19 protein-coding genes and 1 pseudogene are annotated in these 25072 nt (G+C 71.8%); 9 read left to right on the forward strand and 11 right to left on the reverse strand.

Annotated features, from left to right (window positions below; genetic code table 11):
• The 5 genes and pseudogenes from ACFZAM_RS24725 to rhaI all read right to left on the reverse strand — a co-directional run.
• Positions 1-367 (reverse strand): annotated as a pseudogene (locus ACFZAM_RS24725) ((4Fe-4S)-binding protein); the annotation flags it as partial.
• Positions 364-1185 (reverse strand): heterodisulfide reductase-related iron-sulfur binding cluster, encoded by an 822-nt coding sequence (locus ACFZAM_RS24730; RefSeq protein WP_391049386.1) that lies wholly within the window; start codon positions 1183-1185, stop codon positions 364-366. The gene ACFZAM_RS24730 and the pseudogene ACFZAM_RS24725, both read right to left, overlap by 4 nt.
• A gap of 61 nt (positions 1186-1246) precedes the next feature.
• Complete coding sequence (locus tag ACFZAM_RS24735; protein WP_391049388.1) at positions 1247-2752, reverse strand: FGGY-family carbohydrate kinase; 1506 nt, start codon at positions 2750-2752, stop codon at positions 1247-1249.
• Positions 2753-3169: 417 nt separating this feature from the next.
• A complete protein-coding gene (locus tag ACFZAM_RS24740; RefSeq protein WP_355350151.1) occupies positions 3170-5224 on the reverse strand; it encodes a bifunctional aldolase/short-chain dehydrogenase in 2055 nt (684 codons plus the stop codon).
• 278 nt (positions 5225-5502) lie between these two features.
• Positions 5503-6669 (reverse strand): L-rhamnose isomerase, encoded by a 1167-nt coding sequence (rhaI, locus tag ACFZAM_RS24745; RefSeq protein WP_188282894.1) that lies wholly within the window; start codon positions 6667-6669, stop codon positions 5503-5505.
• Between the two features lie 299 nt (positions 6670-6968).
• On the opposite strand from rhaI, the gene ACFZAM_RS24750 reads away from it, so the two are divergent.
• From ACFZAM_RS24750 to ACFZAM_RS24775, 6 genes are all read left to right on the forward strand, one after another.
• On the forward strand, positions 6969-8489 hold the full coding sequence (locus tag ACFZAM_RS24750) for a sugar ABC transporter ATP-binding protein (RefSeq protein ID WP_355350157.1): 1521 nt from the start codon (positions 6969-6971) through the stop codon (positions 8487-8489).
• The gene (locus ACFZAM_RS24755) at positions 8486-9541 is read left to right on the forward strand and encodes an ABC transporter permease (protein ID WP_355350160.1); all 1056 of its coding nucleotides are present in this window, start codon (positions 8486-8488) and stop codon (positions 9539-9541) included. The genes ACFZAM_RS24750 and ACFZAM_RS24755 overlap by 4 nt, the downstream gene beginning before the upstream one ends.
• Positions 9534-10679 (forward strand): ABC transporter permease, encoded by a 1146-nt coding sequence (locus tag ACFZAM_RS24760; RefSeq protein WP_391049391.1) that lies wholly within the window; start codon positions 9534-9536, stop codon positions 10677-10679. The genes ACFZAM_RS24755 and ACFZAM_RS24760 overlap by 8 nt, the downstream gene beginning before the upstream one ends.
• 80 nt (positions 10680-10759) lie before the next feature.
• Complete coding sequence (gene rhaS, locus ACFZAM_RS24765; RefSeq protein WP_391049393.1) at positions 10760-11863, forward strand: rhamnose ABC transporter substrate-binding protein; 1104 nt, start codon at positions 10760-10762, stop codon at positions 11861-11863.
• A gap of 81 nt (positions 11864-11944) precedes the next feature.
• On the forward strand, positions 11945-12265 hold the full coding sequence (locus ACFZAM_RS24770) for an L-rhamnose mutarotase (protein WP_188282885.1): 321 nt from the start codon (positions 11945-11947) through the stop codon (positions 12263-12265).
• 159 nt (positions 12266-12424) lie between these two features.
• Positions 12425-13441, forward strand: a complete 1017-nt coding sequence (locus ACFZAM_RS24775) for a LacI family DNA-binding transcriptional regulator (protein WP_355350172.1) — start codon at positions 12425-12427, stop codon at positions 13439-13441.
• 24 nt (positions 13442-13465) lie between these two features.
• Here ACFZAM_RS24775 and ACFZAM_RS24780 read toward each other — a convergent pair whose 3' ends face one another.
• Positions 13466-14407, reverse strand: coding sequence for an aldo/keto reductase (locus ACFZAM_RS24780; protein WP_391049394.1), 942 nt, complete (start codon positions 14405-14407; stop codon positions 13466-13468).
• Positions 14408-14779: 372 nt separating this feature from the next.
• On the opposite strand from ACFZAM_RS24780, the gene rsgA reads away from it, so the two are divergent.
• A complete protein-coding gene (rsgA, locus tag ACFZAM_RS24785; RefSeq protein WP_391049396.1) occupies positions 14780-15928 on the forward strand; it encodes a ribosome small subunit-dependent GTPase A in 1149 nt (382 codons plus the stop codon).
• A gap of 37 nt (positions 15929-15965) precedes the next feature.
• Here rsgA and ACFZAM_RS24790 read toward each other — a convergent pair whose 3' ends face one another.
• From ACFZAM_RS24790 to ACFZAM_RS24810, 5 genes are all read right to left on the reverse strand, one after another.
• On the reverse strand, positions 15966-16103 hold the full coding sequence (locus ACFZAM_RS24790; RefSeq protein ID WP_188282881.1) for a hypothetical protein: 138 nt from the start codon (positions 16101-16103) through the stop codon (positions 15966-15968).
• Between the two features lie 236 nt (positions 16104-16339).
• Positions 16340-17386 carry a LacI family DNA-binding transcriptional regulator gene (locus ACFZAM_RS24795; RefSeq protein ID WP_355350182.1) on the reverse strand — a complete coding sequence of 349 codons (1047 nt, stop codon included), beginning with the start codon at positions 17384-17386 and terminating at the stop codon, positions 16340-16342.
• A gap of 194 nt (positions 17387-17580) precedes the next feature.
• Positions 17581-17967, reverse strand: coding sequence for a PPOX class F420-dependent oxidoreductase (locus tag ACFZAM_RS24800; protein ID WP_355350185.1), 387 nt, complete (start codon positions 17965-17967; stop codon positions 17581-17583).
• 156 nt (positions 17968-18123) lie between these two features.
• A complete protein-coding gene (locus ACFZAM_RS24805; RefSeq protein ID WP_391049398.1) occupies positions 18124-18606 on the reverse strand; it encodes a DUF456 family protein in 483 nt (160 codons plus the stop codon).
• A gap of 243 nt (positions 18607-18849) precedes the next feature.
• Entirely contained in the window at positions 18850-19845 is a 996-nt protein-coding gene (locus tag ACFZAM_RS24810; RefSeq protein WP_355338832.1) for a helix-turn-helix domain-containing protein, read from the reverse strand.
• A gap of 380 nt (positions 19846-20225) precedes the next feature.
• Here ACFZAM_RS24810 and ACFZAM_RS24815 point away from each other — a divergent pair, with 380 nt between their 5' ends.
• On the forward strand, positions 20226-23189 hold the full coding sequence (locus ACFZAM_RS24815; protein WP_391049400.1) for a protein phosphatase 2C domain-containing protein: 2964 nt from the start codon (positions 20226-20228) through the stop codon (positions 23187-23189).
• A gap of 86 nt (positions 23190-23275) precedes the next feature.
• A complete protein-coding gene (locus tag ACFZAM_RS24820) occupies positions 23276-25018 on the forward strand; it encodes a pyruvate dehydrogenase (RefSeq protein ID WP_355338838.1) in 1743 nt (580 codons plus the stop codon).
• Positions 25019-25072: the final 54 nt, after the last annotated feature.

Genomic DNA, 25072 nt, shown 5'->3' on the forward strand with positions numbered 1-25072 from the left:
GGCCGATTTCCTGGGTGGCCATGGATTTGACTTTGACGACTTCGGTTTCGCCGGTGTCCTGGACGAGGCGGGTGATGATGCGGTTGGCGTCGTCGCCGTCCAGGGCCCAGTGGACGGTGCCGCCGGCGGCGGTGATGTTCTCCTCGAGCTGGAGGAGGTAGTGGTCGAGGTGGCGCAGGGTGTGGTCCTTGACGGCGGCGCCCGCTGCGCGGAGTTGGGGCCAGTCGGCGAGTTCTGCGATGGCTCTGGCGCGTTTGTCGCGGATGGTGTGGGTGGCGTGGGTGAGGTTCGCGCGGAGCTGGGTGTCCTTCGTGGACGAGGCGGCGGCCTTCGGGAACGACGGCAGACCCAGATACGTACCACTCATCGGACCACTCCTCCATTGCGCGCGCCGCCCGTGGCGACATGGACCGGAACCCCGGCGGTCGGGACCGTCAGCGGGTGCTCCCGCGTACTGGCCAGGATCTCCGCGATGTGCACCGGGCGGATGGCGGTGCGCTGCCGGGACATCGTGCCGTCCAGGTGCATCAGGCAGGAGTTGTCGGCCGCGCACAGCACGTCGGCGCCGGTCTCCTCCGCGTGCCGCACCTTGTCCGCGGCCATCGCGGCCGAGACGTCGGGATTCTTCACGGCGAAGGTGCCGCCGAAGCCGCAGCACTCCTCCGCACCCTCCAACTCCCGCAGCTCAAGCCCCCTCACGGCCTCCAAGAGCCGCCGGGGCCGCTCACCGAGCCCCAGCATCCGCAACCCGTGACAGGTGGGGTGGTACGTCACCGTGTGCGGGAAGTACGCCCCCACATCCGTCACCCCCAGCACGTCCACCAGGAACTCCGTCAACTCGTACGTCCTGGGCACCACGTCGGCCAGCGCCTCGCTCAACTCGTCGCCGCGGCCCTCCTCCCGGGCCCGTTCGCCGAGGCGCGGGTAGATGTCCCGCACCATCGCCGCGCAGGAGCCGGACGGCGTGACCACGTAGTCGTATCCGGCGAAGACCCGCGCCTGGCGGCGCGCCAAAGGCTCCGCCTCGTGCCGGTAACCGGTGTTGTAGTGCGCCTGGCCGCAACACGTCTGCCCCATCGGGAAGTCCACCTCGACGCCGAGCCGCGTCAGCAGCGCGACGACGGCCTGGCCGGTCCGTGGATAGAGCGTGTCGTTCACGCAGGTGAGAAACAGGGCGGCACGCATCGCGGCTCCCTCGGGGTCGTGCGGGCGGATGACGGACGGCGGTTGGGCGGGTGACGGACGGTCAGGGGGCGGCGAGGGCACCGGAGATACGGGCGTCCGCCGCGTCCCAGGCGCGCAGGTCACCGCGCGGCTCGTACCGGCGCAACTCCTGTGTGTCGGCGACCAGTTGCCGCATCCGGGCCAGATCGCCGACGAGGCCGTGGGTGCGGGCCTGGACGAGGATGTTGCCGAGCGCGGTCGCCTCGGTGGGCCCGGCGATCACCGGCAGCCCGGACGCGTCCGCGGTGAGGCGGCACAGCAGTTCGTTGCGGCTGCCGCCGCCGACCAGATGGATGTGGGTGATCTCCCGGTCGGCGAGTTCGGCGGCCTTGCGTAGCACCCTGCGGTGCGCGAGCGCCAGGCTCTCCAGCACGCAGCGGACCAGCGCGCCCCGGCTCTCCGGCGGGCGCTGCCCCGTACGCACGCAGTAGTCCGCGATGGCCGCGGGCATGTCGGCCGGTGCCAGGAACTCCGGCGCGTCCGGGTCGATCACCGCGCCGAACGGCTCCGCGCGGCCCGCGTCCGCGAGCAGCGACGCCAGCTCGGAGGGCTCGCCGCGCGCGGCCCAGACCCGACGGCACTCCTCCAGCAGCCACATTCCCATGATGTTCCTGAGATAGCGGAACGTGCCGTCGATCCCGCGCTCATTGGTGAAATTCGCGGCCCGCGACGCCGCGCTGAGCACCGGCGCGTCCAGTTCGAGCCCGGCCAGCGACCAGGTGCCGCAGGAGATGTACGCGGAACCCGGCGCGGTGGCCGGTACCGCCGCCACCGCAGAGGCCGTGTCGTGCGAGCCCACTGTGGTGACCCGCGTCCCCGCCGCCAGACCCGTGGCCGCCACGATGTGCGGCAGCAACTCCCCTGCGCTGTCGCCCGGTTGCCGCAGCGGCGGCAGCAACGCCGGGTCCAGGCCGATCCGGTCGGCGAGGTCCCGCGACCACTCGCCCGTACGGGCGTCCAGCAGGCCCGTCGTCGAGGCGTTGGTGACCTCCGCACCGACACTGCCGGTCAGCCAGTGCGTCACCAGGTCGGGGATCAGCAACAGCGTCCGCGCGGCGGCCAGTTGGACCGTGCCCCGCGCCGCCGCGAGCTGGAACACCGTGTTGAACGGCAGATGCTGGAGGCCGTTGGCCGCGTACAGCTCCTGCGCGCCGACCTCGTCCCGCACCCGCGGCGCCACCTGCGCCGTACGTCTGTCCCGGTAGTGGTACGGGATCCCCAGCAGCGCGCCGTCCGCGTCCAGCAGACCGTAGTCCACCGCCCACGTGTCCACGCCGACGGACGCCACCGCGGCGCCCGACCTCGCCGCCTCGCGCAGTCCGTCCAGAACGCCGGTGAACAGGCCCGGCAGGTCCCAGTGCAGCCCGCTCGGCAGCCGCACCGGCACATTCGCGAACCTGTTCACTTCCGTGAGGGCCAGTTCCCCGCCGCCCACCCGGCCCACGACGACGCGGCCGCTCGTCGCGCCGAGGTCCGCCGCCGCGAACACGCCTGCGGCTGGGCTTGCGCCTGGGGGTTCGCCGATCATGCCTCTCCTTATACGGCCACTCCTGCGGAGTGCGGTCCTTCATTCTTCCCGCCCCGCGGCCCGGAACGGCTCTCCTACCGAGGCGGTAGGCCGACTTCTTTTAGGGGCGCGGCCCGTGTGCGGTGTCCTTGGGCTTGGGCGTTGCGCCGATCTTTTAGGGGCGCTGGGGGCACCTCCCGGCCGCAGGCCGGGGGAGGAACCGCGCGCTCAGCCGAAGCGCTCCCGCAGGTCACCACCGGCCCCAGAGGGGCAATTCGGTGGTGTCCCGACCACCGGCCGGTGGGGGCGGGCCGCGCAGTTCCTCCCCCAGCCTTCGGCCGGAAGGTGCCCCCGGTGGCCCTGACGGGGCACGTCCTGCGCAGGGCGAACGCCTAGGGCCGCGCCCTTGAACGCCGGCCCTGCGCAGGGTGACACGCCCTAGCGGAGGAAGGCGGCTGCGACGCCCGCGTCGACGGGGATGTGAAGCCCGGTCGTGTGGGTCAGCTCCCCGCCGGTGAGGGCGAAGACGGCATTGGCGACGTGCTCGGGAAGAACTTCCCGCTTCAAGAGCGTCCGCTGCGCGTAGAACTCCCCGAGCTTGGCCTCCTCGACGCCGTAGACGGCCGCCCGCTTGGCCCCCCAGCCGCCGGCGAAGATGCCGGAGCCACGGACGACCCCGTCGGGGTTGATGCCGTTGACACGTACCCCGTACTCACCCAACTCGGCGGCGAGGAGCCGCACTTGGTGGGCCTGGTCGGCCTTGACGGCCGAATAGGCGATGTTGTTGGGCCCGGCGAAGACCGCGTTCTTGGAGGCGATGTAGACGATGTCGCCGCCCAGCTTCTGCTCGATCATGACGCGCGCGGCGGCGCGGGAGACGAGGAAGGAGCCGCGGGCCATGATGTCGTGCTGGAGGTCCCAGTCCTTGGCGGTGGTCTCCAGGAGCGGCTTGGAGATCGAGATGCCCGCGTTGTTGACGACGAGGTCGACCCCGCCGAAGGCGAGCAGCGCGTCGGCGAAGGCCGCCTCGATCTGCTCCTCGGAGGTGACGTCCACGGTGACCGCGACGGCCTTGTCGGGACCGCCCAGCTCCTCGGCCACGGCGGCGGCGTTGCCCGCGTCGAGGTCCGCGACCACTACGCAGGCGCCCTCGGCGACCAACCGCTGGGCGATGGCCTTGCCGATGCCGGACCCGGCACCGGTGACGAGCGCGATCCGGGTGGCCAGCGGCTTCGGCTTCGGCATCCGCCGCAGCTTGGCCTCCTCCAGCTCCCAGTACTCGATACGGAACTTCTCCGACTCCTCGATCGGCTTGTACGAGGACACGGCCTCCGCGCCGCGCATCACATTGATGGCGTTGACGTAGAACTCGCCCGCGACGCGCGCGGTCTGCTTGTCCTTGCCGTAGCTGAACATGCCGACGCCCGGCACGAGGACGATCGCCGGGTCGGCGCCGCGCATGGCGGGGGAGTCGGGCGAGGCGTGCCGCTCGTAGTAGGCGGCGTACTCGGCGCGGTACTCCTCGTGCAGCGTGCGCAGCCGGGCCTCGGCCTCGTCGAGGGCCGTGCCCGCGGGCAGGTCGAGGACCAGCGGGCGGACCTTGGTGCGCAGGAAGTGGTCCGGGCAGGACGTGCCCAGCGCGGCCAGCCGCGGGTGCTCGGCGCGCGACAGGAAGTCCAGCACCTCGGGGGAGTCGGTGAAGTGGCCGACCTGCGGCCGGTCCTGGGAGGCGATCGAGCGCAGCAGCGGTGCCAGCGCGGCGGCCCGTACGCGCCGCTCGGACTCCGGCAGCGGCTCGTACCCGTCGAGCACCGCGCCGAACGGGTCGGCCTTGCCGCGCTCCTGGAGGAAGGTCTCCGCGGTGCGGATGATGTGCAGCGAATTGCGTTCGCACTCCTGCGAGGTGGCGCCCCAGGCGGTGACGCCGTGCCCGCCCAGCACACAGCCGATCGCCTCCGGGTGGGCCTCCTTGACCGCCGCGATGTCCAGTCCGAGCTGGAAGCCGGGGCGGCGCCAGGGCACCCACACCACGGTGTCGCCGAAGCACTCCTTGGTCAGCGCCTCGCCGTCGGCCGCGCACGCCAGCGCGATACCGGAGTCCGGGTGCAGGTGGTCCACGTGCGCCGCGTCCACCAGCCCGTGCATCGCGGTGTCGATCGACGGGGCCGCGCCGCCCTTGCCGTGCAGGCAGTAGTCGAAGGCGGCGACCATCTCGTCCTCGCGCTCCACCCCCGGGTAGACCTCGGTGAGGGCGCGCAGCCGGTCCAGGCGCAGCACCGCGAGACCGGAGCCGGTGAGCGTACCGAGGTCGCCGCCGGACCCCTTGACCCACATCAGCTCGGTGTCGGCCCCGGTCACCGGGTCGGGCGCGGTGCCCTTGGCGGACGTGTTGCCGCCCGCGTAATTGGTGTTGCGCGGATCGGATCCGAGCCGGTTCGAACGGCCGAGCAGCGCCCCGACCGTGCTGTCGTCGGAACTGGAGGCGGAAGCCATGCGGTGTCCTTCGGAGGAATGAGTGCGGGTGCGGGTGCGATGAGCTCGACCGGCTCGGAGGCTCCACTGCGCGTCGCGGAGCCGGTCGGCCGCGTGGGCTCGCCGTCAGGAGGGCCGGCGAGTGAACCGAAGCGGAGCGGTCGCTGTTGAAAGGGAGAACGCGCGCAGGTTGTGAGGAACGAGCAACCGAGCACGATCGACCGTCGACAGCGACTAAGCGCAGCGGAGGTGAACCGAGCCTTGAAAAAAACTGGCGCGGTGAACCGAGCCTTAAAAAATCACGCGCCCCAGCCGGCCTGTTCGCCGCCGACGCGTTCCGAGGTGATGCGGGTGGCCCAGCCGGAGCCGCGGTAGGCGGCCATCGGGTCGGGGTCGAGACCCAGTTCGGTGCGCACCTCGGCGAGCAGCGGCCGGACGTCGGTGTTGTAGGCGTCCATCAGTACGGCGTTGGCCTCCAGTACGTCACCGGCGCGCTGGGCGGCGCCGAGAGCGTCGAGGTCGACCAGCAGCGCCTTGGCGGTGGCCTCCTGGACGTTCATCACCGAGCGGATGATCGCGGGGATCTTCGCCTCGATGTTGTGGCACTGGTCGAGCATGAAGGCGACGCCGGTCTCCTGCTTCAGGCCGCCGTTCTTGGCGACCTCGTGCATGATCCGGAAGAGCTGGAAGGGGTCGGCGGAGCCGACCATGAGGTCGTCGTCGGCGTAGAAGCGGGAGTTGAAGTCGAAGCCGCCGAGCTTCTTCTCGCGCAGCAGGAACGCGACGATGAACTCGATGTTGGTGCCCGGCGCGTGGTGGCCGGTGTCCACGACGACCTGCGCCTTGTCGCCCAGCTTGAGGCAGTGCGCGTAGGAGGTGCCCCAGTCGGGGACGTCCGTGGTGTAGAAGGCGGGCTCGAAGAGCTTGTACTCCAGCAGCATCCGCTGGTCGTCGCCGAGCCGGTCGTACACCTGGGACAGCGCCTCGGCGAGCCGGTCCTGGCGGGCGACGATGTCGTCCTGGCCCGGGTAGTTGGTGCCGTCGGAGAACCACAGCTTCAGGTCGCGCGAGCCGGTGGCGTCCATGATGTCAACGCACTCCAGCAGATAGCTGACGGCCTTGCGGCGGATCGCGGGGTCGGCGTTGGTGACCGAGCCGAGCTTGTAGTCGTCGTCCTGGAAGACGTTGGAGTTGATCGCGCCCAGGGTCAGGCCGCGCTCCTTCGCGTACGCGCCGAGCGCCGCGTAGTCGTCCACCAGGTCCCAGGGGATGTGCAGGGAGACGATGGGCGCGACGCCGGTGGCCGCGTGCACCTGGGCCGCGTCGTCCAGCTTTTCGTACGGGTTACGCGGCACGCCCTCCTGCCTGAACACCTTGAAACGGGTGCCCGAGTTGCCGTAGGCCCACGAAGGGGTCTCGATCCGCTGGGACTTCAGCGCCGCCTTCACGGCCGACAGGTCTGTCATGGCAACCTCTGTGAATCGTTTCATTTGACGGCTCACCTTAAAGGCGACACTGCGCCATGTCAATGGTCATGACGAGAACCCGATGGCGGGCCGGTCGCCGTTATTGAATCGTGTCACATGAGCCGGACGCGCTGCTAGAGGGTCTCTTTCCAGCCGCGATTGGCCGTCCGTCGGGGGTTGATCTCCCGAAATGGCTTCCACGGACTCTTGACGGCCTGATCAAGCGGGGCTAACGTCCCGGCAACTCCATTGAAACATTTCACCCCGCGGCGCAAGACCGGGAGATCCAGGAGACATCAATGACCGACCCCGAACCGGAACGGACTCCGGTCCTCGCGCTGGAGGGGGTGAGCAAGTCCTTCGGCGCGGTACGGGCACTGCGCGACGTCTCACTGCGGCTGTACGCGGGTGAGGCGCACGCCCTCGCGGGGGAGAACGGCGCCGGCAAATCGACCTTGATCAAGGCACTGGCCGGGGTGCACCGACCGGACACCGGAACGGTACTGCTCGACGGCGCGCCGGTGGTCTTCCACGGCCCGGCCGACGCGCGCGACGCCGGTGTGGCCGTCATCTACCAGGAGCCCACGCTCTTCCCCGACCTCTCCATCGCCGAGAACATCTTCGTCGGCCGCCAGCCGCGCCGCTCGCTCGGCCGGGTCGACCACAAGGCCGTGCACAAGGCCACCGAGCAACTCTTCAAGCGGCTCGGCGTCGACCTCGACCCCGACCAGCCCGCCCGCGGCCTGTCCATCGCCGACCAGCAGCTCGTCGAGATCGCCAAGGCGCTCTCCTTCGACGCCCGCGTGCTGATCATGGACGAGCCCACCGCCGCCCTCACCGGCAGCGAGGTCGCCCGGCTCTTCGGCGTCGTCAGGGCGCTGCGCGAGGACGGCGCCGCCGTCCTGTTCATCTCGCACCGGCTGGAAGAGGTCTTCGCGCTGTGCCAGCAGGTCACCACCCTGCGGGACGGCGCCTGGATCGCCAGCGAGCCGGTCGACGGCCTCACCGAGGACGACCTGGTCCGCCGGATGGTCGGCCGTGACCTGGACGAGCTCTACCCCAAGCAGGACGCCAAGGTCGGCGACGTCGCGCTGAGCGTGCGCAGGCTGACCCGTGAAGGCGTCTTCACCGACGTGTCCTTCGACGTCAGGCGCGGCGAGATCGTCGGCCTGGCCGGACTCGTCGGCGCCGGGCGCAGCGAGGTGGCCCGCGCCGTCTTCGGCGTGGACCGCTGGGACGCGGGCGAGGTCGAGGTCGACGGCCGCCCGCTGAAGTCCGGCGCCCCCAGCCTCGCCATGGCCGCGGGCCTGGCCCTCGTACCCGAGGACCGCCGCGAACAGGGCCTGGTCATGGAGATGTCCATCGAGCGCAACATCAATCTCACCGGCTTCAAGGCCACCACCCGCGCGGGCCTGATGGACCGCGGCGCCGAGCGCAGCCGCGCCGTCGACTGGGCCATGCGCCTCCAGGTGAAGTACGCCCGGCTCGCCGATGTCGTCGGCACGCTGTCCGGCGGCAACCAGCAGAAGGTGGTGCTGGCCAAGTGGCTGGCCACCGACCCCCGGGTGCTGATCGTCGACGAGCCCACCCGCGGCATCGACGTCGGCACCAAGGCCGAGGTGCACCGGCTGCTCTCGCAGCTCGCCGCCGACGGCCTCGCCGTCCTGATGATCTCCTCCGACCTCCCGGAGATCCTCGGCATGGCCGACCGTGTCCTGGTGATGCACGAGGGCCGGCTGGCCGCCGACATCCCGCGCGCGGACGCCACCGAGGAATCCGTCATGGCAGCGGCCACCGGCCGCGGAAGGAACGCGGCATGACCATGACCGCCAAACCGGCGTCGGCCGCGCCGCCGGACACCGCCTCCACCGGCGGCCTCCTCGACCGGGTGCTGAAGGTCAGGGAACTGGCCATCCTCGTCGTCCTGGTGCTGATGCTGCTGGCCACCCAGCTCGACAACAGCGCCTTCCTGTCCCAGCAGGGCATCAAGGACCTGCTGCTCAACGCGACCATCCTGGTGCTCGTCGCGGTCGGCCAGGCCATGGTGGTGATCACCCGGAACGTCGACCTGTCGGTCGGCTCCACGCTGGGCATCACCGCCTTCGCCGCGGGCGAGTTCCTGCGCGGCGGCGGCAATCCGCTGGTCGCCATCCTGATCGCGGTCGCCCTCGGCGCCGGATTCGGCATCGTCAACGGCCTGTTGGTCAGCCTCGGCCAGGTGCCCGCGCTGGTCGTCACCCTCGGCACGCTCTACATCATCCGCGGCCTGGACTCGATCTGGTTCGGCTCCAAGCAGATCACCGCCGCCGACCTCCCGTCGGGCTTCGGCAGCTTCGGGCACGACGGCCTCGGCGCCGTCCCGTATCTCGCGCTGCTCACCGCGGTCGTGTTGATCATCGCCGCGTACTACCTGCGCAGTTACCGCAGCGGCCGCGACCTGTACGCGCTCGGTTCGAGCCCGGAGGCCGCGCGGCTGGCCGGTGTGCCGGTCCGCAAGCGCATCCTCACCGCCTACATCGTCTGCGGCGCCCTCGCGGGCCTGGCGGGCGCTCTCTACCTCGCCCGCTTCGGCAATGTCGACTCCGGCACCGGCAGCGGCTACGAACTCACCGTCGTCAGCGCCGTGGTGGTCGGCGGCGTCGCCTTCACCGGCGGCTCCGGCAGCCTGTACGGCGCCGCGCTCGGCGCCCTGCTGCTGACCTCGATCAACAGCGTGCTCCCCTCGATCGGCGTCAGCTCCGTATGGGTGCAGGCCATCGACGGCGTCCTCCTGCTGCTGGCCATCGCCGTCGACCGGGTGGTCGCGCTGCGGGTCGCGGCGGTGCTCCGTAAGCGGGCCGCACAGACAAGGAGTGCGACTACTCATGCCTGAGCCAACGAAATCCACCGGTCCGGCGAAGGCCGGGAAGCCGTCCGCCGGTACGAAGCCGTCCGCCGGTACGAACCCGCCCGCCGGTACGAAGCCGTCCGCGAGCGCGAAGCCCGCCACCGCGGGCCGTACGGCGACCGGTTGGGCGCGGGACGCGTTCCGCTGGGACACCGTCGTCGGAGCCCTGCTCGTCGTCCTGCTGCTCTGCTCCTTCTCCCTGGTCGACAACTTCGGCAACGCGCTGAATCTGTCGTTCCTGATCGGCAACACCCTGCCGATCGCGCTCATCGCGCTGCCGATGACGATGCTGGTGATCTCCGGCGAGATCGACCTGTCGGTCGGCTCCACCGCGGGCCTGTCCGGCGCCGTCATGGGCAAGCTGTGGAACGACGGCATGGCCATCGAGATGATCATCCCGCTGTGCATCCTGCTCGGCGTGGTCTGCGGCCTGGTCAACGGCCTGCTCGTGACCCGGCTCGGACTGCCCTCGCTGGCCGTCACCATCGGCACCCTGGCCGCCTACCGCGGCATCGCGCAGATCGTGCTCGGCTCCAACTCGGTGACCGACTTCCCGCAGCAGTACCTGGACTTCGGTTCCGCGCGGATCGGCGGCACCTTCATCCCGCAGGCCGCCATCCCGTGGGCCGTCCTGCTGGTCATCGCGGTCGTCGTCCTGCACGCCACCCCGGTCGGCCGCTCGCTGTTCGCGGTCGGCGCCTCGCAGGAGGCCGCGCGCTTCGCGGGCATCCGCACCAAGCGGCTGAAGCTGTCGATGTTCGTCGCCACCGGCACGATCTCCGCGCTCACCGGCGTCTTCTGGGCCCTGCACTACGCCAGCGCCCGCTACGACAACGCCACCGGCCTCGAACTGTCCGTCATCGCCGGTGTGCTGCTCGGCGGCATCGACTTCGACGGCGGCAAGGGCACGCTGGGCGGCGCGATCGCCGGAGTGTTCCTGCTCGGCGCGCTCCAGAACGTGATGAGTCTGATCAACGTCTCCGCGCAGTCCCAGATCCTGATCACCGGAGTCCTGCTGGTGATCTCGGTACTGGCACCGCGGGTGGCCCGGCAGGTGGGCAGGGCGCGAGCCCGGCGCAGAACCGCCGACGCGCCACCACCGGCCGCACTGGCCGCCACCTGACCCCCCGCACCACGCACGTCGTCCGAACACCCTCACCTGGTCGTCACCTGCCGCGAGTGCGGCATCGAAAGGACACCCGCATGTCGTACAGAACCGCCCCCGCCCGTCGCGCCGCGGCCGCGGTCGCCGTTGTCGCCGTCGTCGCGCTCAGCGCCGCTGCCTGTGGCGGCACCACCAAGAAGTCCAGCTCGGACTCGGAATCGGCCTCCGCCGGATCCGGTACGAAGGCGTCGGCCTCCGCCGACCCGAACGCGCCCGTCAAGAAGGGCCTGACCATCGCCTACCTGCCCAAGCAGGTGAACAACCCGTACTTCACCATCTCCGACAACGGCGGCAAGAAGGCCGTCGAGGCGCTCGGCGAGAAGTACAAGGAGGTCGGCACCAGCAGCGGCACCGACACCGCGGGCCAGGTCAGCTACGTCAACACCCTGACGCAGCAGCAGGTCAGCGCCATCGCGGTGTCCGCGCAGGACCCCGGCGCGCTGTGCACCGCGCTGAACCAGGCCCGCAAGAACGGCGTCAAGGTCGTCACGTACGACTCGGACACCAACACCAACTGCCGTGACGCGTTCGTCTCGCAGGCCAGCGCGGAGGACCTGGGCCGTACCGAGGTCCAGTTGATGGCCAAGCAGATCAACAACAAGGGCCAGATCGCGATCCTGTCGGCGGCCCAGACGGCCACCAACCAGAACACCTGGATCGACTTCATGAAGGACGAGCTGAAGAAGCCGGAGTACAAGGACATCCAGCTCGTCAAGGTCGCCTACGGCAACGACGACGCGCAGGCGTCGTTCCAGCAGACCCAGGGCCTGCTCCAGCAGTACCCGAACCTGAAGGGGATCATCTCCCCGACCACGGTCGGCATCAAGGCCGCGGCGCAGTACCTGAGCGGTTCCAAGTACAAGGGGAAGGTCCAGCTCACCGGCCTGGGCACGCCCAACGACATGCGCGCGTACGTCAACAACGGCACCGTGCAGTCCTTTGAGCTGTGGGACCCGGCCAAGCTCGGCGCGCTCGCGGGCTACACCGCCGTCGCGCTGGCCTCCGGCCAGATCACCGGCGCCGAGGGCGAGACCTTCACCGCGGGCGACATGGGCACCTTCACCGTCGGCAAGGACAGCGTCATCGTCCTCGGCAAGCCGACCGTCTTCGACAAGGCGAACATCGGCCAGTTCAACTTCTGAGCCGACGGCACCATCCAGTAAGGCAGTTGGACCGCCGGCCCTGTGGGTCCGGGCCGGCGGTGTGCGGAAGGAAATCCTCAAGTGCGGCGCGTCTGCTTTGTGTTGAAGGTCCGTCAGGAACGGCTGGACGAGTACCGTGCCAGGCACGCGGACGTCTGGCCGCGGATGCGTGAGGCGCTGTCCGCCGCCGGCTGGCACAACTACTCGCTGTTCCTGCGCGAGGACGGCCTGCTCGTCGGCTATCTGGAGACCGAGGACTTCGAGCGGGCGCGCGCCGCCATGGACGGTACGGAGGTGAACGCCCGCTGGCAGGCGGAAATGGCGGGCTTCTTCGAGGAGTTGGACGGCGTCGCGCCCGACGCGGCGATGGTCCCGCTCACCGAGGTGTTCCACCTTCCGTGAACATGAGAGGTTGGAACGATTCAGTTCGTGCCGGATCAACCAGCACGCACTGTGCTTGAATAAGTTCAATGCGTTGATTCCGGGTGAACGTCGAGCACGTCGCGCCGACGCCGGATGAGCGTTACGAGGAGCCCTGCCTGCGGCGGGCGGGACGGAGCAGTGGAGCCCATGGTTGGGATCAAGGACGTGGCACGGCAGGCGGGTGTCTCGGTCGGGACCGTCTCCAATGTGATCAACCGCCCGGACCTGGTGTCCGAGGAGACCAGGACCCGGGTGCAGTCGGTCATCAGCCGCCTCGGCTACATACGGAGTGAGTCCGCCCGCCAACTGCGGGCCGGGGCAAGCCGTATCGTCGCGCTGCTCGTCCTCGACATGGGCAACCCCTTCTTCGTCGACGTGGCCAGCGGCGCCGAGCGCGCCGCCCGCGCCGCCGGACTCGGCGTCATGGTCTGCAACAGCGCGCAGAGCACCAGCGAGGAGGTCGAGTACCTGTCGCTCTTCGCCGAGCAGCGGGTGCGCGGCGTGCTGGTCACCCCCGCCGACGCGACCGGACACAGCCTCAAGACGCTGCGCAGCCAGGGCATTCCGTATGTCCTGGTCGACCGGGTCTCCGCCGACGTCGCCGTCTGCTCGGTCTCGGTGGACGACGTCGTCGGCGGACGCCTCGCCGCCCAGCACCTGATCGCCGCGGGACACCGCTCGATCGTCTACGTCGGCGGCCCGCCCGAACTCCCGCAGGTCCGCGACCGCCGCGCCGGGGCGCTCGCCGCGCTGGCCGAGGCCGGACTGCCGCCCGAGTCGCTGACCGAGGTGTCCGCCGAGCGGCTGGACGTCTCGGCGGGCCGCGACGCCGGAGCCCGGCTGCTCGGCCTGGCGCCCCGGCCCACCGCCGTCTTCTGCGCCAACGACCTGCTGGCCCTCGGGGTCCTCCAGGCGGTCTTCGCCGCCAGGATCGCGGTCCCCGAGGAGATGGCCATCGTCGGTTACGACGACATCGAATTCGCCGCCGCCGCGGCCGTACCGCTGACCTCGGTCCGGCAGCCCGCCGTCGCGATGGGGCGGCTCGCCGCCGAGATGCTGCTGGAGGAGACGGCGGACCCCGAGGGCCACGAGCACCGCCAGGTCGTCCTCCAGCCGGAGCTGGTCGTGCGCGGCTCCAGCCTCGGGGCGCGCTGAGGGAGTCCGGCCGCGCGCCCCGCGTTACGTGAGCGGGGCGTCGTTCGGCCGGGTCGGGACGGCGTCCAGCGCGGCGAGGGTCGCGGCGTCGAGCGTCAGCGCGCCCGCGGCCACGTTCGCTTCGAGGTGGGCGGTGTTCGACGTGCCCGGGATGAGGTGGACGTTCGGCGCGTGGTGCAGCAGCCAGGCCAGGCCGACCTGGGAGGGCGTGGCGCCCAGCGCCCGCGCCGCGGCGATCACCGCCGGTTCGTCGGTCACCTTCGGCAGGCCGGGGAAGGCGCTGCCGAGCGGGAAGTACGGCACCCACGCGATGTCCTGCGCGGTGCAGAGGGCCAGCATGTCCTCGTCGTCGCGCGCCACGAGGCTGTACGCGTTCTGCACGCACGCGATGCCCGCCGGGATCGCCCGGCGCAGATTGTCCAGGCTCACGCTGCTCAGCCCGATCGCGCCGATCTTGCCCTCGTCGCGCAGCGCCACCATCGTCGCGAGCTGGTCGTCGAGTTCGACCACCTGGTCGCCCTCGGCCCGCAGGCCCGGCCCGACATCGGTGCGGCGCAGATTCACCAGCGGGATCCGGTCGAGGCCGAGGCTCGCGAGATTGTCCTCCACGGCCGCCCGCAACTCCTCGGGCTTCTGCGCGAGTCGCAGATGCACCGGCCCGCCGGAATCCGGTGTGGCCCCCACCTTGCTGGCGACCAGCACCTCGTCCTCGGACCTGACCGCCTCGCGGATCACCCCGTTGACGAAGCCGTCGCCGTAGAACTGCGCCGTATCGACGTGGTCCACCCCGAGTTCGACCGCCCGCCGCAGTACGGCGACCGCGGCGGCCCGCCCGGCCCGCTCCGTCAGTTGCATCGCCCCGTACCCGACGCGCGACACCGTCCGCCCGGCCAGCGCCCCCGCCCCTCCGGCCCGGCGCGCCCCGCCGGCCGTCGTCCCGTCCGAGGTCATCGCGCTGGAAGCCATGAGCATCCCGTTCCCGTGCGACACCAGAACAAGCGGAGGTCACTCCGCTTCTCCGACCGTACCACTACCGGAGATCCCTCCGCTTTGCTCCGGCGCTCTCAACCCGCCCGCGGCGGCGGGCGTTAATTCGGTGGCGGAGGCGGTGGGGGAGGGGCTACGGTCCCTGGTGTTGGAGCGGGAGCTGCGGAAGTGGCTCGCCGCTGTCGGCTCGTGAGTACGGCCAGGAGGTGTGACTCGATGACTGCCTTGGTGATGGGCGCTGCCCAGATGCGGAAGTTCATTCAGTTCACCTCTGTGGTCTCCGGCTGACCTCTCTTCTTCTGCCGCGCCGATCGGACGCGCGGTGCCGGGGCCCTGTTGGAAGGGTTTCCCTTGTCTTTCTCGTCTTCTTCCTTCTCGTCGTCGTCCTCCACTTGGTCCTCACTCGTCCCGTACGGCTGGGACTCGCTGCTGGACGACGCCTTCTCGGCGTACGCGGCGGACGGACTGGTGCCCGCGCGGATCGTGCGGGTCGACCGGGGGATGTGCGACGTCGTCGTCCCCGACGGCGCGGACGGTCTGCTGACGGTCCGCGCCGACACCGATCCGGTGCACTCGCCGGATCCGATGCTCGTGGCGTGCACCGGGGACTGGGCGGCGTTCGACCCGGACCCGGCGCAGCCGAAGGGCCCGTCGGTACGGGCGCTGCTGCCGCGCAGGACCGCGATCGTACGGTCGGCGTCGTCCAAGCGCTCCGAGGGCCAGGTGCTCGCGGCCAATATCGACCACGCGGTGATCGCGGTGTCGCTGGCGGCCGACCTCGACCTGGGGCGCCTCGAACGCTTCCTCTCCCTGGCCTGGGAGAGCGGCGCGCAACCGGTGGTCGCGCTGACCAAGGCGGACCTCGTGCCGGACACCACCTATCTGCTGGAGGACGCCGAATCGGCGGCGCCCGGAGTGCCGGTCCTGGTGGTGAGCGCCACGACCGGGGAGGGGATCGAGGCGCTGTCGGAGCTGCTGGCGGGCGGCACCTCGGTGCTGCTCGGCCAGTCGGGCGCGGGCAAGTCCACGCTCACCAACGCCCTGTTGGGGCGCGAAGCGCAGGAGGTGCAGGCCACCAGGGACTCCGACGGCAAGGGCCGGCACACCACGACCACGCGTGACCTGCTGCCGATGCCGCAGGGCGGGGTGCTGATCGACACGCCGGGGCTGCGCGGGGTCGGCCTGTGGGACGCGGAGTCCGGGCTCCACCAGGTGTTCTCCGAGATCGAGCAACTGGCCCGCGACTGCCGCTTCCAGGACTGCTCGCACCAGTCGGAGCCGGGCTGCGCCGTCCTGGCCGCGCTGGAGGACGGCACCTTGCAGCACCGCCGTCTGGAGAGCTACCGCAAGCTGCTGCGCGAGAACGCGTGGATCGCCTCACGCACCGACCAGCGACTGCGCTCCGAGATGCGGCGCGAGTGGAAGCAACGGACCGCGGCGGGCCGGGAGATGTACGAGCGCAAGCGCGGCGGGGGCGGCGGCCACCGCCGCCGGTCCTGAACCCGGTCCCGTACGGCCGACCGTACGGGCGCGGACCCTATCCGGCGCCGCCGCCAGGACCCTGCTGGTGGCGGCGCCGCACCGCGATCGGGCTGCCCGCACTCCAGAACGAGCCGACGACACAGGCGACCACGAGCACGACGATCACGACGCCGAGAATCACGCTGTATGCCATGTCGGACCTCCTCGCCTCCGGCACGGCCTTCACCGTGCCCTCACCTTCGCTACCTGTTCGTGACCTTCCCTTCGCCCGACGTTCCCAACCCACAGGTGGGGGACCGGTGTTCGCGCGTGGGTTCGATCCGATGAAGTGACGGTATGTCAGGCGGAGTCGGGCGGTGCCGAGTGCCCTCGGACGGGCGCGGTGCGGCGCTCAGGGGGAAGCGTGGTGCTCGGGCCGGGATTCGGCGCTCAGGCGGAGGCGCGGACCACGAGGTGCGTCGGCGTGACGATGGAGGACAGGGCGGGAACGCTCTGCGGGCCCGTCGGCGGCGCCACCGCGCGCAGGAGGAGGCGGGCCATGAGGCGGCCCATTTCCTCGATGTCCTGGCGGACGGTGGTCAGGGGCGGGTCGGTCCATTCGGCGACGGAGACCATGTCGTCGAAGCCGACGACGGCGATGTCGTCGGGGACGCGGTGTCCTGAGGTGCGCAGGACGCGCAGGGCGCCGGAGGCCATGACGTCGGAGGCGGCGAAGACGGCGTCCAGGTCGGGGCAGCGCTGGAGGAGTTCGGCCATGGCGCGGGCGCCGCCTTCCGGGGTGAAGTCGCCCTCGGCGATCATCCGGGGGTCGGTCTCCGGCAGCACGTCGCGGAACCCGTCGAGCCGGTCCACCGACGCCGTCTGGTCAAGTGGCCCCGCGATGTGGGCGATCCGGCGGCGGCCGATCCTCAGCAGGTGCCGTACCGCGTCCCGTGCGCCGCCCCGGTTGTCGCAGTCCACGTACAACGTGCCGTGGTCGCTGTCGAAGTCGGTCCAGCCGGGCCGCCCGCCGATCACCGTGGGCACTCCGGCCCTGCGGGCCAGCACGGGCAGCGAGTCGTCGGTGTGCAGGGAGAAGATCAGCGCGCCGTCGACGTGACCGCCCGCCAGATAGCGGCCGACCCGCTCGTAATCGGCGGCCCCCTCGGTCAGCAGCAGCACCAACTGGTTGTCCCGCGCGGTGAGTTCCTTGCTGATCCCGCGCACCTGCTGCGCGAAGAACGGGTCGGTGAAGAACCGCGTCTCCGGCTCGGCCACCACCACCGCGATGGCGTCGTTGCGCCGCGTCACCAGCGTGCGGGCCGCCTGATTGGGCACATATCCCAGCTCGTCCACGGCCTTGCGGACCCGCTCCACCAGCGGCGCCCGTACCCCTTCGCTGCCGTTGACCACGCGCGAGGCGGTGGCACGCGACACCCCGGCCCGCGCGGCGACGGCCTCCAGCGTAGGACGCGGCGCGAAGCTCGGGTCGGACAAGGGACGTCTCCTTCACGCGGAAATAACAGAAAACCGGGGGCCGGTACGCGCACAGCGTAACGGGTCCCCCGGCGCGGCGTGAGAGCGCTCTCCGTGTCGGTTCGGCAGGTGAGACGGGTGTGCCTTGTGTGCGCCTTGTGCGGGCCGGGCGACGGTGGTGCGAGCGACGCCCGGCGAGGTCCGGCGCGCGGGGTTCAGTCCTCCAGGCCCCAGCCGATAATCGAGTACGGGTGGATCCGGATCAACTCGTCGCTCATCTGCGCGCCGAGGTCGTGCGGGCCCACGACCTGCTCGGCGGTGCCGCGGATCTCGACCCCGCGCACCGTCCACGGGTCGGTGCCCGCGATGTCGTCCACGACCAGCGACACATAGTGGTTCGCCGCCACATTGCGCCACTTCTTCGTGGCGCCCATCGTGTAGCCGCCGATGTCGACCGTGCCGTCCGGGCGAAGGAAGTAGCCGACCGGATTGGCCTGCGGACGGCCCTGCGCGTCCACGGTCGCCAGCCGCCCGAGGCGCTGCGTGCGCAGATAGCGCAGCTCGGCCTCGGTCAGCGCTGTCCTGGGTGTCTTGATCGCCATGCGCTCACCCTCACACGGGTGAGCGCACCGGGCCATTGGACCTTTGACCTATCCAGGACCTAGGCCGATTGGGGACGCGCGGTCGTACGGCCATACGTATGTCCGTACGACCGCACACCCCGTACGTCTCCCCCTGCGCGCGGGGCCGGGTGCCGGTCAGCCCGCGATCACCGCGCCCAGCCACGCGCCCGCCACGACGAGGCACGCCAGGAGTTCGACCAGGACGGAGCCGCCCACCGCGCGCATCGCGGTGCGGGTCGCGGTCCAGGCGGCGCGGTGGCCGCCGAGGCGCACGCGCTCGGTCGCGTAGATCGTGCCGACGAAGCCGAGGACCGCGCCCACCACCGGGATCAGGAAGAAACCGGCGATGGCGAAGGAGCCCGCGACCAGCACGGTGTGCCAGGTGATGCCCGAATCGCGGATCCGGCGCGCCGGGAGCAGCCACACCACCACCTGGACGACGGCCAGCAGACCGGTCGCCCCGGCCAGTACGCCCCAGGTCAGGCTCGTGTGCTCCTGCGTCGCCCACCACATGACGGCGGCCCAGCAGAGCAGCGTCCCCGGCACGCCGGGTGCCAGCACACCGACGAGTCCGAGCAGCATCACCGCGCCGATCAGGCACACCTGTGCGGTCCCCATGAGCCCACCCTGCCCGATGACGCGCCCGTCCGCCGGGCGGATCACCCTCGGGGCGCAAGGCGAGACCTGTCCGAGACCCGCAGGACCACTCGCGTACGCCGCTCGTACGCCGTCCGTACGCCGTGGGGACGTCGTCGGTCCGCCGCGCCGTCAACCGTCCGGTGGCGCGCTCACCCTTCCGGTGGGACCGTCGGCCCGGTCGCCGGTCGCCGGTCACCGCGTCCGCCGCGTACGGCCCCGCGCTCATACGTCCGTGTCGCCGCGTGCCACCCAGCCGCGTTCGTAGGCGTGCCAGCCGAGCTGGAGGCGGGTGGTGACCTCGGCGATCTCCATCAGCCGCTTGACCCGGCGCTGCACGGTGCGCAGCCCGAGGTCGAGCTGCTTGGCCGCCGAGGCGTCCGTCAGACCGGCCAGCAGCAGCGAGAGGATGCGCAGGTCGGTGCTGTCCGGCGCTTCGGGGGACTCCTCGGCCACGGTGCCCGTCCCGTCCAGGCTCAGCGGCATCCCCTGCCGCCACACTCCCTCGAACAGCCCCATCAGCGACTCCAGCAGCCCGCTGGCGTGCACGACCAGCGCGGCGGGCTGGGCGAGGCGGCGGGTCAGCGGCACCATCGCCAACGACCGGTCGGCCACCACCAGTTTGGTCGGCACCCGGTCCACCACCCGCACCTGTTCGTTCCTGCCGAGCGCGGCGGACACCTCCGTGAAACCGCTCGGGCTCGTCACGACGGAACGTTCCAGCACCACGCGGTACGTGACGCCGCGTCGGGACGCCTCCTGCTCGGCGTCGTTCTCCGTCCCGGTGATGGCCACCGGGCGGTCGGTGACCAGGGCGCAGACCTCGCTCTCCGCGCCGAACTGGAGTTGCAGGAAGCGCTGCGCCACCGCGTTGGCGCCGGTGACCACCTCGACCAGGTCGTGCACGGCCGGTTCCGTCGCCTCCGCGCGGAACTCGGCGGCCAGGACGGCGGCGGCCAGCTCCGCCTGCTCCAACTCGTGCCGCTGCCGGGTCAGCAGGGCCGACAGCGCCACGGCCGGTGGCGCGGCGACCCAGCGGCCGGGCCGCGCCGAGGACTGCGCGACCAGCCCGTGCCCCTCCAGCCTGCGCAGGATGCGGCCCGCGTCCTCCTCGTTCAGCCCGAGGCGGTGCGACAGGTCGCCGACCTCGGCCGCGCCCAGGCCGACCAGCGCCCGGTAGGCCGATTCCTGCACTTCGTCCAGACCGATGGCGCCGAGCACGGAGCCCCCTCCCTGCGGTGATGGTGACGGTGGCGGAAATGAGCCACGGCGGTTTCCCGCCTTGGTCATCTTGTACTCCCGCAGGTCCGCTCTGCCAGTGTGATCGACACCGAGCTTTCCGGAGAGCTTGACGGAGAGCTTGACGGGGAGCTTTTCGGTGGCTTCGCGGGAGGCGGGACGGAGGGCGCCGGGAACGGTGTCCCTGGCAGCCCCCGGAAGAAGTCTCCGGACGCGTCCGAAGGTCTCGGTGCGGTCCCCGGAGGATCTTTCCCGAGGTCCCGGCCGGGGACGGCGACTCCGCCGGGCGGCCCTGCTGTGGGGGCGGGGCCGGCCCGGCGGTTCCACGTTTCCCGGCGGCCCGCGCGGTGGACAATAAGGGCATGAGCCAGCAGGGGGACTCCCACAGCAGCCAAGAGGACGACTGGTGGCGTCAGTTGTACGACGACGACGCGGCCACGCCGTCCGCCACGCCGGATTCCGTCGACGCGCACTTCGATACGGCGCTGGACGCGGTGGCGCCTCCGCCGCCGACGCCGGCCGCCGACACGTTGCGACTGCGTCGGCCCACTCCGCCGCCTCCGCCCCCTTCCTGGCCGGGGCCGCCGCGCACACCGGGTGCGCCTCCGGCGCCGGTCCCGACCACGGCGCCGGTCTCGGCTCCGGAGCCCGCTTCGGTGTCGATTCCGGCTCAGCAGGACGCGTCGCCCGAGGTACCGGCCGACGAGGTGCCGGTCGACGTGGTGCCGGCCGACGAGGTGCCGGTCGACGTGGTGCCGGCTGACGTGGTGCCGGTCGACGTGGTGCCGGTCGACGTGGTGCCGGTCGACGAGGCGCCGACTGACGAGGTGCCGGCCGAGCGGCCGGCCGAGCCGCCGGTCGAGTCCTCGGCCGAACCACCCGCCAAGCCGTCGATCGCCGCGCCGGACGCGCCGCCGGTCGATGACGCTCCCGCGTGGGACGCCTGGTCGGCCGAGCCGACCTTCGGCACGGCGCCGCCGCCACCGGAAGAGACTCCGGAGGCCGCCGCGCCCGAGCCCACTCCGCCGCCCAGGCCGGAGCAACGCCCTTGGGACGCCTGGTCGTCCGCTCCCACCTTCGCGGAACGCCCCGAGCCGTCGGCCTCCGCCCCGGAGCCCCGCGAGGCGCCGCGCCCCGCGTCCGACTCCTGGTGGACCCGCTCACCTTCGGCCGCCCCCGAGCCGGCACCGGCGCCGGAGCCCGTCGCCGAAGAGCCGGAGGCGCCGGAGGTGCCGGAGGGTGATACGCCCGGAGCATCGTGGGACGCATGGTCGGCCACCCCGACCTTCGCCGTCGAGGACCCCCCGCCCGCTTCCCCGGACGAGCCTGCCCTCTGGCCCCGCACCGCCTGGCAGGCCCCGACCCCCGAGACGGCCGAACCGGCACCGGCCGAGCCGGACGATTCCGGACCGCCGTCGCCGACCGACTCGGCGCTCGACCAACTCCTGGCAGCCCGCCGCCCCGCGCCCGAGCCGACCCCCTCCGACAACTCCTGGGCCACCCCCGAGCCGGACCGCCCCGAGGCCGAGCCCCGCCGCCCGCTTACCGCCCCGACCGGCGCGGCGGACCCCAACTACCCCTGGCCGCCCGCCCCGACCACGCCGAGCGCACCCCCGCGCCCGCGGACCGCCCCGCCCGGACCTGCCCCCGATCGTTCCCCTTCGGCGGCCCAACCACCCGCCCCTGCGACACCGGACGAGCCCGCCCAGCCCATTCCCCCGCAGCCGTCCGCCCCGCCCGAGCCCCGCCGCCCGTGGGTCCCCCCGACCGAGGCGGAGCCCGCCCAGTCGGGTCCCTCCTCGCAGGCGGCTGACGCCGAGCCTGTCCCGGCCGACCGGGAGGCTCCCACCGCCTTCCCGGAGCCCGGCTCTCCCTGGGCTGTCCCGCCCGAGGCGGACGTCGATCGCTCCTGGGCGGCCCAGCCGCCCGCCGTACCGGAGCCCGATCAGCCGAGCCCCCCGCAGCAGTCCGCCCCGGCCGAGCCCCGCCGTCCCTGGGTGGGTCCGACTGCCGTGGGTGTGCCGACCGCAGCGCAGAACGATCAGCCGGGTCCTTCTCCGGAGGCACCGGCCCAGCCGGGTCCTTCTCCGGAGACACCTGCGGCCGAGGCCGAACCGGCCGAGCCGGAGCCCGATCAGTCACGCCCTTCGCAGGCGGCTGACACCGAGTCTGTCCCGGCGGTGCCGGGCGAGTCCGACGTATCGGGGCCCGATCAGCCCAATCCCCCGCAGCCGTCCGCTTCGGTCGAGCCCCGCCGTCCGTGGGCGGGGCCCGCGGTCGTCGGCGTGCCGGTCGGCGGGCGGAAGGGGCAGGCGGGGGAGCGGGACGGTGCCGAGGCCGGGACCGGGGCGACCGAGGGCGCAGGGAAGGCGGCCGGGTCGGCGGCGGGGTGGGGGCGGGAGACGGCGTTCGTGGAAGGGGAGGTGCGGTGGGCGCCGGAGCTGCCGCCCGGGTGGGTGGCGGCGGTGGGGGCGCGCGACGAGGTCGCGGAGCCGGAGGTGGTGGGCGGGGGACCGCCGACGTACGCGGCGGAGCCGACCGCGTGGCCGGAGGCGGAACCGGACGACCTCGGCGCCCTGGTGGCGGACACGGTGCTGGACGGCGCGCGGTACGGCCGCATGACGGTCCGGACGGTGTCGCTGCGCGGCGACTCGGCGCGGTACCGGGGCCAGCCCCGCAGGGACGCCCTGCTCACGGCCCGCTTCGGCAGCGGCGACGAGGCGCTGCTGCTGGTCGCGATGGCCAGCGGCGCCCGCGCGGCGGACGACGCGCACAAGGCGGCGCAGGACGCGGTGCGGTGGATCGCGGGCGCGGTCGGCCGGAGCAGGAACCGGCTCTCTGACGACCTGCGCGCGGCCCGCAGAGGCTCGCTCAAATCGGGCCTGCACCGGCTGACCGACCGTTGCTACGGACGCCTGCGGGCCCGCGGCGAGGACCTGGGCCTGGACGAGGGCACGTACACCGCCTCGCTGCGCTGTCTGCTGCTGCCCGCGGACCCGGAGTGCCGGACCCGGCTGTTCTTCGGCGTCGGCGACGGCGGACTGTTCCGGATCAGGGACGACACCTGGCAGGACCTGGACCTGGCGCCGGACGAGACGGCGGCGCCGTTCCGCTTCCGGGCCACCGTCGCGCAGCCCGGCGACGCGCTGGTGATGTGCAGCGGCGGCCTCGCGGAACCGCTGCGCGGCGAGCCCGCGCTGGCCGTCCACCTGGCAGGCCGCTGGGGCGCGGGACCGCCCGGCATGGCCGCGTATCTGGCCGACGCCCAGACCCGCGTCAAGGGCTACGCCGACGACCGGACGGCGGTGACCGTCTGGGACGCGTGACCGGGCGCGCCCCGGCGCTCCCGGATGCGGGGCCACCCACTTCCCGGTGAGATGAGAGGAGTCACCGACGAGGACAGGTGGGCCCGATGGCGAAGCAGACCGTGGCCGAGCAGTTCATCGACGTGCTGGTGCGCGCGGGCGTACAGCGCGTGTACGGGGTGGTGGGCGACAGCCTCAACCCCGTCGTGGACGCCGTACGCCGCAACCGTTCCATCGAATGGGTGCACGTACGCCACGAGGAGGTCGCGGCCTTCGCGGCGGGCGCGGAGGCCCAGCTCACCGGCAAGCTCGCGGCCTGCGCGGGTTCCTGCGGCCCCGGCAATCTGCACCTGATCAACGGCCTGTACGACGCGCACCGCTCGATGGCCCCGGTGCTGGCGCTCGCCTCGCACATCCCCAGCAGCGAGATCGGCACCGGCTACTTCCAGGAGACCCACCCCGACCAGCTCTTCCGCGAGTGCAGCCACTACAGCGAGCTGATCTCCAACCCGGCGCAGATGCCGCGGGTCCTCCAGACCGCCATCCAGCACGCGGTGGGCCGCGGCGGCGTCAGCGTCATCAGCCTGCCGGGCGACATCGCCGCCCAGACCGCGCCGCAGCGCAGCATCGAGCACGCCCTGGTCACCCGCCGCCCCACCGTCCGCCCCGGCGACGCGGAACTCGACGTCTTCGCCCGGCTCGTCAACGGCGCCAACAAGGTCGCCCTGTTCTGCGGCAGCGGCACCGCGGGCTCGCACGACGAGGTGATGGCCTTCGCCGAACGCGTCAAGGCCCCGGTCGGCCACGCCCTGCGCGGCAAGGAGTGGATCCAGTACGACAATCCGTACGACGTCGGCATGAGCGGTCTGCTCGGCTACGGCGCCGCGTACGAGGCGATGCACGAGTGCGACCTGCTGATCCTGCTCGGCACCGACTTCCCGTACAACGCCTTCCTGCCGGACGACGTGACGATCGTGCAGGTCGACGTGCGGCCCGAGCACCTCGGGCGCCGCTCGAAGCTGGACCTGGCGGTGTGGGGCGACGTCGGCGAGACGCTGCGCTGCCTGACGCCGAAGGTGCGGGAGAAGTCCGACCGCAAATTCCTCAACCGGATGCTGAAGAAGCACAGCGACGCGCTGGAAGGCGTCGTGAAGGCGTACACCCGCAAGGTCGACAAGCACGTGCCGATCCACCCGGAGTACGTGGCGTCCGTGCTCGACGAAGAGGCCGCGGACGACGCGGTGTTCACCGTCGACACCGGCATGTGCAATGTGTGGGCGGCGCGTTATCTGACGCCCAACGGCAAGCGCCGCGTCATCGGCTCCTTCACGCACGGCTCGATGGCGAACGCGCTGCCGCAGGCGATCGGCGCGCAGTTCCTCGACCGCCGCAGGCAGGTGGTGTCGATGTCGGGCGACGGCGGCTTCACCATGCTGATGGGCGACTTCCTGACGCTCGTCCAGTACGAACTCCCCGTCAAGGTCGTGCTGTTCAACAACTCCTCGCTCGGCATGGTCGAGCTGGAGATGATGGTCGAGGGCCTGCCCGCGTACGGCACCACCAACCACAACCCGGACTTCGCGGCCATCGCCAACGCCGCCGGGGCCTACGGCGTCCGGGTCGAGAAGCCCAAGGACCTGCGGGACGCGCTGCGCGGCGCCTTCCGGCACAAGGGGCCCGCCCTGGTCGACGTCGTCACCGACCCGCACGCCCTGTCCATCCCGCCGAAGATCACCGGCGAGCAGATCGGCGGCTTCGCGCTGTCGGTGGGCAAGGTCGTACTGGACGGCGGCGTCGGCAAGATGGTGCAGCTCGCGCGCTCCAATCTGCGCAACGTGCCGCGCCCGTAGCCCCGTTCGGCTCCGTTGTGACCCAGGACCGCGCCCTCCGGCACACCCCGACCG

The organism is Streptomyces sp. NPDC008079, from assembly GCF_042957385.1.
Lineage (GTDB): Bacteria > Actinomycetota > Actinomycetes > Streptomycetales > Streptomycetaceae > Actinacidiphila.